The sequence below is a fragment of the Carnobacterium sp. genome (genome assembly GCF_049673005.1).
Lineage (GTDB): Bacteria > Bacillota > Bacilli > Lactobacillales > Carnobacteriaceae > Carnobacterium_A.
On sequence record NZ_JBATXB010000115.1, the window covers coordinates 1 to 12,014 of the forward strand.

The 12,014-nt window shown below is 33.0% G+C and carries 9 protein-coding genes and 1 other annotated feature; of the genes, 1 reads left to right on the top strand and 8 read right to left on the bottom strand.

Annotated elements, in window-relative coordinates:
- Window positions 1–194: 194 nt before the first annotated feature.
- The 8 genes from radC to WBF61_RS08910 form a co-directional block, all read right to left on the bottom strand.
- The gene (gene radC / locus WBF61_RS08875; RefSeq protein ID WP_424255767.1) at window positions 195–887 is read right to left on the bottom strand and encodes a RadC family protein; all 693 of its coding nucleotides are present in this window, start codon (window positions 885–887) and stop codon (window positions 195–197) included.
- Window positions 888–1,053: 166 nt separating this feature from the next.
- Window positions 1,054–2,361, bottom strand: coding sequence for a bifunctional folylpolyglutamate synthase/dihydrofolate synthase (locus WBF61_RS08880; protein WP_424255769.1), 1,308 nt, complete (start codon window positions 2,359–2,361; stop codon window positions 1,054–1,056).
- Window positions 2,362–2,477: 116 nt separating this feature from the next.
- On the bottom strand, window positions 2,478–5,123 hold the full coding sequence (locus WBF61_RS08885) for a valine--tRNA ligase (RefSeq protein ID WP_424255771.1): 2,646 nt from the start codon (window positions 5,121–5,123) through the stop codon (window positions 2,478–2,480).
- A gap of 66 nt (window positions 5,124–5,189) precedes the next feature.
- Window positions 5,190–5,423, bottom strand: a binding site (T-box leader).
- A 62-nt stretch (window positions 5,424–5,485) separates the two neighbouring features.
- Entirely contained in the window at window positions 5,486–5,977 is a 492-nt protein-coding gene (gene tpx, locus WBF61_RS08890) for a thiol peroxidase (protein ID WP_424255773.1), read from the bottom strand.
- Window positions 5,978–6,127: 150 nt separating this feature from the next.
- Window positions 6,128–6,784, bottom strand: a complete 657-nt coding sequence (locus tag WBF61_RS08895) for a redox-sensing transcriptional repressor Rex (RefSeq protein ID WP_424255775.1) — start codon at window positions 6,782–6,784, stop codon at window positions 6,128–6,130.
- A gap of 219 nt (window positions 6,785–7,003) precedes the next feature.
- Window positions 7,004–8,221: a tRNA uracil 4-sulfurtransferase ThiI gene (gene thiI, locus WBF61_RS08900; RefSeq protein ID WP_424255777.1), complete on the bottom strand. Its 1,218-nt coding sequence runs from the start codon at window positions 8,219–8,221 to the stop codon at window positions 7,004–7,006.
- Window positions 8,222–8,243: 22 nt separating this feature from the next.
- The gene (locus WBF61_RS08905; RefSeq protein WP_424255779.1) at window positions 8,244–9,386 is read right to left on the bottom strand and encodes a cysteine desulfurase family protein; all 1,143 of its coding nucleotides are present in this window, start codon (window positions 9,384–9,386) and stop codon (window positions 8,244–8,246) included.
- Window positions 9,387–9,490: 104 nt separating this feature from the next.
- Complete coding sequence (locus tag WBF61_RS08910; RefSeq protein WP_424255781.1) at window positions 9,491–11,203, bottom strand: septation ring formation regulator EzrA; 1,713 nt, start codon at window positions 11,201–11,203, stop codon at window positions 9,491–9,493.
- 224 nt (window positions 11,204–11,427) lie between these two features.
- On the opposite strand from WBF61_RS08910, the gene WBF61_RS08915 reads away from it, so the two are divergent.
- Complete coding sequence (locus WBF61_RS08915) at window positions 11,428–11,904, top strand: GAF domain-containing protein (RefSeq protein WP_424255783.1); 477 nt, start codon at window positions 11,428–11,430, stop codon at window positions 11,902–11,904.
- The last annotated feature ends 110 nt before the right edge of the window (window positions 11,905–12,014 follow it).

Here is a 12,014-nt window from a genome sequence, read left to right on the forward strand (position 1 = left end):
GCGTTAAACCATTTTACTGTACCTTGTTCCATAATTAAATATCCTCCTCGTGCGTTTTGCACATTTTGTTAAGCCTTGCTAACGGTACGAATCGGAATGTTTTGAAACAATTCTTTTCTTATACCTAAACAAAAACTTACATTAAGTATAACACGGACTATAAAATGATTCAACTATTTAATGCGCTTTCTTTATTAAAATATCCCGAGTTCTTTTAAACTTATATAATGTGTTTGACCCACAATAATATGATCGAGCATTTCAATACCCATCATCTCTCCGCAACTAGCCATCCTTTTGGTAAAGGCGAGATCAGCCTCAGAAGGCTCCGGATTTCCGGATGGATGGTTGTGCCCAATAATAATACGGGCAGCCGAAAACCGAACAGCGCCACGAAATATTTCTCTTGGATGAGCTACTGAAGAATTTAATCCTCCAATAAAAACAGTTTCTTTCTTAATAATTTCATTTTTTGTATTTAAATACAAAACAATGACATGCTCTTGTTGTAAATCGCACATCTCATTCAATAACATTTCCCCAGCATTCCGACTAGACGTTATTTGACCAATTTTAATTTGAGAAGCTTGGGATATTCGGGTTCCTAGTTCAATCGCAGCTCTTATTTCTATTGCCTTAATTTTACCAATTCCAGCTATACTCATCAACTCTTCTATTGAAGCAGTTTTCAGAAAATGTAAATTCTCAAACGTATTTAAAACTTTCATAGCAAGTGCCATAACGTTCGAATCTTTCGTTCCTGTTCGAAGTATAATAGCCAATAATTCATGGTTAGCTAGAGCCTTTTCTCCATAATTTTCTAATCGTTCTCTTGGTCTTGAAAAAACTGGTACTTCATTAACTAAACTGGTCATATTTCCCACCATAAAAACACTCCTTTTCTGCCTACCTTTTTAGTATACGCAAGAAATAGAGCTGTTTTTATTTTTTTATCGTTGTACTGACATTAGATCTGTTAACACTTTTTTGCAAATAATCTAACCTTATCATCATTTTTTAAAATTAGTTGTATATATTACGTTTTTATAAAATTTATTCATTATCTAACTTTAATAGATATTCTCGAACTTCTGAAATAAAATAAAGAGATCCGGTTATTAAAACAAGCCCATTTCCATCCATTTCATTAATAACGTCAGCTAATGCTTCTTGCCAATATTCTTTTATTTTTACATTTGAATTTGTATAGTCCTGTAATTCTTTTATCTTAGCCGCTCTTGGATTACTAAAACTCGTCAGAGTAATATGAATATTTGGTAATTCGGTTAATAAATCAATCATCCTACCCACTGCTTTATCATGCAAAACTGCAAAGATAAGGTAAATCTCTTGTTGTTTGAAGTCAGCATTTATTGTTTCAATTAACCTGCGTATTGCTGGTTCATTGTGCGCTCCATCTAAAACAATCATAGGATTGTCACTTATTTTTTCCATTCTACCTGGCCAAAATGCTGTTTTCAATCCTCTTCTTATTGCTTCATGATTTAATTCTAAACCCGTTTCAATGCTATAGGTTTGCAGCGTTTCAATAGCCACCATTGCATTTTCTATTTGATGTTGACCCAGCATTTTTATTTGGATTTGGTTTAAATACATAGTTTCATCTTCAAACGTAAATTGTTCTCCCCAACTTGGCAGTGTCTGGCATTTAGAAGACGAATAATTTTCCCCAAATAACTTAACGATTGAATTATTATTCTCAGCGACTAATTGAATAATTTTTAAAGCTTCATCAACTACTTTTCCAACTACTACAGGCACATTCGGTTTAATAATACCCGATTTTTGTAAAGCAATTTCAGCTATCGTTTCGCCTAGAACCTGCATATGATCTAAGCCAATCGTTGTAATTACTGATACAATCGGAGTAATTACATTGGTTGAATCCAGCAAACCACCTAAACCAACTTCAATGACAACTACATCAGCATGTCCTTCACCAAAATAAATAAACATCATGGTTGTAATCACCTCAAATTCAGTCGGTCCGTCTAACTCCGTTTCTTCTAGCTCACAAGCTAAAGGAAAGACTATGTTAGCTAATCGTAGAATTTCTTCATTTGAAATAGGCTCCCCATTTACACTGATACGTTCGTTAAAAGTTTCAATGTAAGGTGATGTAAAAGTCCCAACTATTTTTCCGTTTGCTTCTAGCATACTTCTCAAAAATGTAACGGTTGATCCTTTACCATTTGTACCAGCAACATGAATAGCTTTTATTCTTTTTTGTGGAAAATTTAATCTTTCTAGCATCCATTCCATCCGTTTAAGTCCAGGCTTCATTCCAAAAATTTTCCTGCTATGGATCCAACTTAACGCTTCTTCATATGTTTTAAACAACTACTGCACCCCGTCTTTTATATTCATTTTTCACAGAATATCTTTTGCTAAAGAGTAAAAAAACTTTGCCTTCTTTTATAGTAATAAAGGCAAAGATTTTTTTCAAGTCTATTTAATTATAATTGTGTTTTTAATATTTCTATTCTTCCCAAAACAAGCGCTTGTTTATCAAGATATTCTTTTTCTTTAGTTTTTTCTGCTTCAACAACAGCAATTGGTGCATTGTCGACAAACTTAGCATTGGATAGCTTGCCTTTAACTCTTTTAACTTCTCCTGACCATTTAGCTAATTCTTTTTCTAAGCGAACAATCTCTTCATCAATATTAATTAAGCCTGCTAAAGGAAGATAAATTTCAGCACCTGTAATAACGGCACTCATAGCTGTTTCAGGAGCTTCAACGGCACTAGAAATAATTAGATTTTCAGGGTTACAGAATCGTTCAATATAAGAAATGTTGTTTTTCAAAAACAATTCAATTTTCATGTCATTGGTTTTGATTAATAATTCAACAGGTTTAGATAAAGGCGTATTTACTTCTGAACGGATATTACGAACGGAACGAATTAATTCCATTAAAACATCCATTCCTTCGGTTGCTTCCTCATCTGATAATTCAGGACGAACAACAGGATAAGCTGCAACGACCAACGACTCCCCAGTATGTGGAATATTCTCCCATATTTCTTCTGTTACAAACGGCATCACTGGGTGCAATAATCGAAGTGTTTGGTCTAAGACATAAGCTAAAATACTTCTGGTCGTTTGTTTAGCTTCTTCATCCTCATTAAATAAAATTTCTTTACTCATTTCAATATACCAGTCACAAAAATCATCCCAGATAAAGTGGTAGAGGTGACGATTAGCTTCTCCAAATTCAAAACGTTCGAATAAATCAGTAACTTTTTCGATTGTTTTGTTTAATTTAGTTAAAATCCAACGATCTGCTATTGTTTTATTCCCAGTTAAATCAATTTGTTCAACTGTAAAACCTTCCATATTCATCAATGCAAAGCGACTTGCATTCCATATTTTATTGATAAAATTCCAAGAAGCATCCATCTTATCATAACTGAATCGCACATCTTGACCAGGTGCTGAACCATTAGACAAGAACCAACGCAATGCATCTGCACCATACTTATCCACTACTTCCATTGGATCAATTCCATTACCTAAAGATTTACTCATTTTACGACCTTCTTCATCACGAATTAAACCATGGATAAGCACATCATTAAATGGTTTTTCACCTGTAAACTCAAGACTTTGAAAAATCATACGGCTAACCCAGAAGAAAATAATATCATACCCTGTTACTAATGTGTTATTAGGGAAGTAACGTTTAAAATCTTCTGAATCTTCATCCGGCCACCCCATCGTTGAAAAAGGCCAAAGAGCTGAGCTGAACCAAGTATCTAAAACATCTGGGTCTTGCTCCCAATTTTCACTGTCTACAGGTTCTTGCATTCCGACATAAAGTTCGCCAGTTTGTTTATGGAACCAAGCAGGTATTCTATGACCCCACCATAATTGACGCGAAATAACCCAATCGTGAACATTTTCCATCCAGCTTAAATAAGTGTTTTCAAAGCGTTCTGGTACAAAATTAACTTTATCTTCTGTTTTTTGTAGTTCTATTGCTTCTTTTGCAAGAGGCTCCATTTTTACGAACCATTGAGTAGATAAGCGAGGTTCAACAATTACACCGGTTCTTTCCGAATGACCTACACTATGAACCATTTTTTCAATTTTTACTAATCTACCTTGATTTCCTAAGTCCTTAACAACAGCTTTCCTCGCTTCAAATCGATCCATTCCAGCATACTTTCCGGTCAACTCATTCATTGTTCCATCTGGATTCATAACATTCGTACGAGGTAAGTTATGTCTGTTTCCAACTGCAAAGTCATTAGGATCGTGTGCAGGGGTTATCTTTACTACACCTGTTCCGAAATCCATCTCAACGTATTCATCGGCAATAATGGGTATCTCAATATCCATTAGAGGTAATATTATTTTTTTACCAATTAAATGTTGATAACGTTCATCATCCGGATGAACAGCAACTGCTGTATCACCAAGCATTGTTTCTGGGCGCGTTGTGGCAATCTCCACAGAACCACTGCCATCTGCCAGTAGATAGGTCATGTGATAAAAAGCTCCCTCAACATCCTTATGAATAACTTCAATATCTGATAAAGCCGTTTTTGCTTTCGGATCCCAATTGATAATATATTCCCCACGATAGATCAAATCTTTATTATACATCGTAACAAAAACTTTTCTAACCGCTTCAGATAATCCTTCATCTAAAGTAAATCTTTCACGTCCGTAATCTACAGATATACCGACTTTTGCCCATTGTTCACGAATAACTGCAGCATACTCTTCTTTCCATTCCCATACGGTTTCAATAAATTTTTCCCGCCCTAAGTCATAGCGAGAAATCCCTTCTTCAGCTAATTTAGCCTCTACTTTTGCTTGTGTAGCAATACCTGCATGATCCATACCTGGCAACCATAATGTGTCAAAACCTTGCATTCTTTTTTGCCTAATAATAATATCTTGTAACGTCGTATCCCATGCATGACCTAAATGAAGTTTCCCTGTTACATTTGGAGGAGGTATAACTACAGAATAAGGTTCTTTCGTTTTATCTCCACTCGGTTTGAATAAATCTTTTTCAAGCCATTTTTCATAACGCCCAGCTTCAACTTCATTGGGTTGGTATTTTGTTGACATGTTTAATTCTCTAGTCATTTCTCAGCCTCAATTCTTTATTTTTTAAAATTAGTAAAAAAAGCATTCGTCCTAATACAAAAAATGTATTAGGACGAATGCTTTTTGATTCGCGGTACCACCTATTTTGTATACTTTCTAAAAAAATATACCTCTCTTCACGTTTTTAACGAAACGTTATTCCGGACAAAGTTACTGAGTATTCACTTTGCCAGCTCCCAAGCTACTTTTCATTTTATTATGGTTTAAGAACTCTCAGCATCTGTTCTTTTCTCTGAATAACCATCTAACAAAATTACTTCTCTTGTTCATCACTTTTAATATAATTTATTTTAGCATTGAAAAATTGTAATTTCAATCCTAATTTTGATGAATAGTAAAACTCAACGTGCTTTTTTAGCATTTTCGATGGCTTTATCATAATTTGGCTCATCAACCATTTCTGATATCACTTCTTTATAAACTAATTTTCCATTCGCATCAATAACAAATACAGAACGGGCTAACACTCCTAGATCAGGAATCGCTATTCCGTATGCTTTACCGAATGATAAATCTGTATCATTGAACATGTTGGCATCTATGTTTTCTGCTGCTGTCCATTTTTTTTGTTCCTCTTTTGTATTTGTAGAAATTGTTATTAAATTTATTCCATCAAGTTCATTTGCATTTTTATTAAATGATTTTGTCTGTAGCGCACAAACCCTCGTTTCAATATCAGGAACAACACTTATCAAAGTAACATTTCCTCTATAATCTTTTAGCGACACATTTTCATTTTCATTGTTTTTGACAGAAAAATCTGGCGCCATCTTACCAATAACAGGTTGAGTGCCTTCTACTTTAAGTGGTTCACCTTTTTTTGTAAATTCCATTACTATCCACTTCCATTTCTTAGCATATTTATCTTTTTAGTATACGCTGTCTAAAAAGGAAAATGCAAATTTTTGAGGTTTCATATAATAAGATAACCAAAATAGTATATATTATTCTGTTCTTAATTGTTTGTTTTTAAATAACCTTACTCATTTTAATAACGATGGCAATGCTCGACCTTCGTAATAAACAAGCGTTAATATCTCACCAGTTAAATCAATATATCGAATATCTACGGTTGGTGGGACTACTACCCTACCTGGTGCAAAATTTAAAATTGATGTAATTCCTGAATCAACTAGCATATCTATCGATTCCTGAGAGTGTTCACTTGGGACAGTTGAAATGGCTACATGAATATTTTCTCGAGATAATACACTTTTCATTTGATCAATCGAATAAATTGGAACGCCTGATAAAATCTTCCCCGAATTTTCTTCGCTTTTTTCAAACCCACACGTTATCTTCATATTATCGTCTCTACGGAAATTATTAGCTATAAGTGCTTTTCCAATATTGCCTACACCTACTAAAGCTATGTTTATGATTTTATTCACATTCAGAATTTCATGGAAAACTTCTACTACATAATCAACTTCATAACCATATCCGCTTCGACCTAATTCTCCAAAATGAGAAAAATCTCGACGAATCGTCGCTGAAGGTATCTGGATTAGTTCACTAATCTCTTGAGATTTTATTCTTTTTACTCCTGAATCCCCAAGCTTTTTCAAGCATCTATAGTAAACCGGAAGTCTTTTAGCAGTTGCTTTAGGCACATAGTGTTCTTCTCGCTTGATTTTCATTAGAAATCCTCCAATTACATGTCTGTTTTTTAAAATCATATCATCAATAAAAGTAAAATTCAATCTTTTTGTGATAAATATCACATTTAAACAACTTTCTTTAAATTTAAATAACGCGATTATTGATATAAGCATAGAAATAAAAAAAAGAAATTTTATATTCTTTCCATAATTTAACTAACTAAGCTAAATTTTGGTAGAAATAAAATTTCCATTCTATTACAGAAGTGAGGAATATTTATCAGCTTGTTGAATTTCTGAAGTTTCTCCTACTTTTATCTCAGAAAAAACTAAATTATCCATAACACGTTGGATTAGTTCTTCTATATTTAATCTTGCTTCGTAACGTCTAGCTTTTTCTAAATCCGGTCTTGTTTTTGGAGTAGCCGGAGCAAATATAGTGCAACAATCTTCAAACGGTTGAATTGACAACTCAAACGTATCAATTCTTTGTGCTAAATCGATTATCTCGTTTTTATCCATAGAAACAACTGGACGAATAATTGGTGTAGAAGTTACATCATTAATCGCTAGCATACTATGCAAAGTTTGTGAGGCTACTTGCCCAAGAGACTCGCCATTAACGATTGCTAAACCGTTCTGTTTTTCGCGGATTCGTTCTGTAATACGCAACATCATCCGTCGTGTTACTGTCATTGAGTATCCTTCAGGTACACATCTTTTAATTTCTTCTTGGATTTCTGTAAACGGGACTTCAATAAAAACAATATTACCTACAAAAGCCGCCAGTTTTGACGTCAAATCTTTAGCTTTTTGTAAAGATTTTGAACTTGTATAAGGAGGACTATAAAAATGAACAGCTTCTATTTCTACACCGCGTTTCATAGTTAAATACCCTGCTACAGGAGAATCAATTCCACCTGATAACATTAACATACCTTTCCCGCTTGAACCTACTGGTAGTCCGCCTGCTCCTAAAATAGTTTGACTAGAAAGGAAAATACCTTCATTTCTAATTTCAACTCGTATATTTATATCAGGGTTTTTCATTTTAACTTTAATGCCATCAATATTTTTTAAAACTTCTGAACCTAATAGATGATTAATTTCATCAGTATCTAGACTAAATTCATGATCTGCACGGCGCGTAGTAATTTTGAATGACTTGCCTTCTGAATAAAGTTCTTGAACCATATCTACTGCTACTATTTTCATTTTTTCAATGTCTCTTTCTAGCCTCATTACTGGAGAAAAATTTTGAATTCCAAAAATAGATTTTAGTCTTTCTAAAACTAGATCGCTATCTGCACCATTTAATTCTAAATGCATTCGGTCTCTTTCACCTGTTACGTTAAGTTGATTAAAATCATATAAGGCAAACCTTACATTTTGAACTAATTTATTGATAAACTTCTTTTTATTTTTTCCTTTAGTAGATAATTCACCATATCGGACCATTATTTCATTATATTGCATTTCATCTTCACTTCTCTTTCTTTTATGCATGGATTGATTGGAATTTTTTGTACAATATTTTAAATATACTTAGAAATTGCTTTGCTTCTTGCATTGTATTTGTGTCAGATAAGCTAACACGTACTGCATCAACAGCAATTGAGTCTGGCACATGCATTGCTGAAAGAGTAGTTGAATTCCTTTTATTTTTACTAGAACAAGCGCTTGTAGTAGATATATAAATTGATTCACTCTCAAATGCATGAAGCAACACTTCTCCTCTAATTCCTTTTAAGGCAAAACAAAGAATATGAGGCGCTCCTGCTTCAGTTGAAAATATCACTACTTTTTTATAGCCACTCAACTCACTAATTAGATAATCTCTTATATTTTTTTGTTTTTCTTGTTTACTGATCGCGTCTGTCAATACTAGACGTAATGCTTTTCCAGTTGCTGCTATACCAGCAACATTCTCTGTTCCACTTCGCATTCGATTTTCTTGCCCACCCCCATTTAGTAGAGGAGCAATTTTCCTTCCTTTTTTTAAATAAATAAATCCTGTTCCTTTTGGTCCATGGAACTTATGACTTGAAAACACAGCAATATCAATCCGAGAATTCGATCCTAAAAGAAAAGGCACTTTTCCTATAGCTTGAACAGCATCAACGTGAAAGTGAATGGAAGGGTACTCTTTTAAAACCTCTCCTACTTCATTAATAGGTTGAATACTTCCAACCTCGTTATTAACAGCCATCACTGAAACCAAAATAGTGTCTTTTCGGATAGCTTTTTTTAAATCATCTATAGAAATAACGCCATTTTTATCTACAGGAAGATACGTTACGTCAAAACCAAATTGCTCTAATTGTCTAATAGACTCGTTAACTGCGGGGTGTTCTATAGTAGTTGTAATGATATGGTTACCATAAGCCTTCTTTTCGATAGCCGTGCCTTTAACAGCCCAATTATCACCTTCTGTTCCACCACTTGTAAAATATATTTCTTCCGGTGTAACGTTGAGTAAAGAAGCTATCTGCATACGTGACTGATGCATTAATGATGCAGCCCTATTTCCGAGCTCGTGTATACTAGATGGATTAGCATTGATACTCTTAGTTACTTCTATAATTGTTTGCATTACTTCTTCGTTTACGTAAGTCGTCGCACTATTATCAAAATAAATCATTCGTTTTCACACTTTCTACTAATTAGTCTAAGTTTTCATCTTTTTAATTTAACACAAAACAAAACAGAGTTCTCATTTAAATGAAAGACCCTGTCGTTTTCTCATCATTTCTTTTGTTTATCTTCTAGGTAATTGGCTTCTATTTTCTTAAAAGAACCTGGTTCAACTTCTTCTAAAACTATTGAAATCTGTTCCAATGCTTTATTGTAGTTGAATTCAGTATTGAATGTTGTCATACTCTCTGCAATAGCTGATGCTACTTCTGGATGCGTGTGTCGATACCTATTGGCGTATTGCATCATCTGTTCACACAACAATGCATTGTCTACGATTTCTTCTGTTCTTTCAACTAATAATTCAACATCATCATCGCACATTTCACATAAACGTTCAATATCTCTCATATCTATTCTTAATTTATTCAACTCTTTAGATAACTCTTCTACTCTTTCAGTTGTCGCAAAGAAAAAATCTAAGTATTGTGTTGGTAACCCAGGAAGATGCTGTTTTTCAATGAATCTTTTTACTCCACGTAAATTAAACTCAAAATCATCAATTTTATCTTTAACTTTTTTTTCTTCCTCACGTAATTCTACCAAATACTGATTAATAACTCTTTGTTCTTCTTCTATTTTTTTAAGTTCCTTCATGTGTTGTACATAACTATCTTTGACTGCACTAAAGATAGCTTGTCGACTATTTAAACCATCTGTAAATGTATCAAAATTATCTTGGATTTCTATTAGTTGTTCTTGCATTTTTTTTGCTTGTATTAATTCATCATGATTTAGCGCATAACTTTGAGCTACACGATCAATCTCAATTAATAGCTTACGATTCTTTTCCATTACAAACTCTATATAGTCATCCAATACAGGTTGGTTTTCTACAATATAGTTTCTTGCTTCGATTTCGAATTCCATTACGTCATACAACCGATTAATTTCGTCTTCTATTTCTTTATTAATCGATCTAGCTTTTTCGATATCACACTCTGAAATCGCCTCTTTTGCATGGCTACTTTTTTCTTCAAGAGAATGAACATCTTCTAAAATTGTATCATTTAAAAAAATGAATTCTTGTTCTATAAGTTTATTGTAGCCTTCTTTTAATTCTTGTATCTGCTCAAAAAATTCGTTTGTTAATTGTTTTAAGATACCCGGAAGTTGTTTTATACTATAGTTTAAATTCTTTGTATCAGCATCAATTTTATTTAAGATATTTTTTGCTTCGACATGGTCTCCAGATGCTGTTAAATCTGAAACTTTTGAAAAATCAACTTCTAAAAATGTTAATTTATTCTCTAGTTTTTCTAATGCAGGACCGAATGAAAAACTTTGTGTTAATAATTTTTTCCTGATGTCTTGATAAGTTTCTTGTATTCTTTTAACTTCTAGTAAGTTTTGTTCTTCACTCTGCAATAAGCCATGGATAGAAGTCTGAATTTCTTTAATATCTAATTCGATATTTTTAATCAAAATAGTTACCTTTTTCTCAGCTGTTTTCGCTTTAATTAGCTGAAGGCGGTCAGTAGCTTGTTCTGCATCAAACAAATAGTTTTCTAAATCTGGGAATGCCTTTGTTTCAATTTTTTGCCATTCCGAATGTAATTGATCAAACTTTTTTTTCGTTTGTCCTGTTAACTGTAAATCTTTCGCTCTGCGCAAATCATCTGGTATAGGCAAATCCATTAATTCAAACTTTTGTTTTTCTAATCCATTGATTAACGAATAATGTTTCTTTTTCATCATGAAACTTATTACATAGGCAGTTAAAGCCAAAAAGATAATAATAATTAAACTGTATTCAAACTTCATTTTTTGTTGATACCTCCACCCAAATTGATACGTTTATATAAGAAATACAGTTACTATTAGATTGATATTTTATTGCAATGATTGTAAAATCTTTTAACATAATTTGCATTTTCTTATAGAAATACCTATTATATATAGTAACATATATAATGAGATCAAACACTACTAAAGCGGATTTTTATTTATCTAGTATAGTGAACATCGTCATTTACAGGAGGATTTTTATGTCTAAAGAATCGGATTATCGTTTAATGAATAAACAACTTGTTGCCCTTTTAGGTGACGAAACAAATTTAATTGCAAATTTAAGTAATGCTTCTGCACTATTATTTGAAAACCTAAAGAATATAAATTGGGCTGGATTTTATTTGTATGAAAAATCGTCAAATGAACTAGTTTTAGGCCCTTTTCAAGGTAAAGTAGCTTGTATAAGAATACAAATAGGCAAGGGTGTCTGTGGTACAGCATTTGAGAATAATCGTTCTTTGATTGTTGAAGATGTCTCACAATTTAAAGGTCACATTGCTTGTGATGCTGCGAGCCAATCAGAAATCGTTATCCCTCTAATAATAAATGGAGAAAAAATAGGTGTTTTAGATATTGATGCTCCTATAATGAGTAGATTTGATAAGACAGACCAACAATATCTAGAATTATTTACTGAAATCTTGCAAAAAAACAGCCAGCCATTAATTTATTAGAAAAGAAATCTTGCTCTTTCTGTAAGCACAATGTATAATTGAAATTGTGTAAAATAATGCAGCGTGAAAGTGGTATTTTCGTCAACAGTTTATTGCCAAGATTGGTTCAT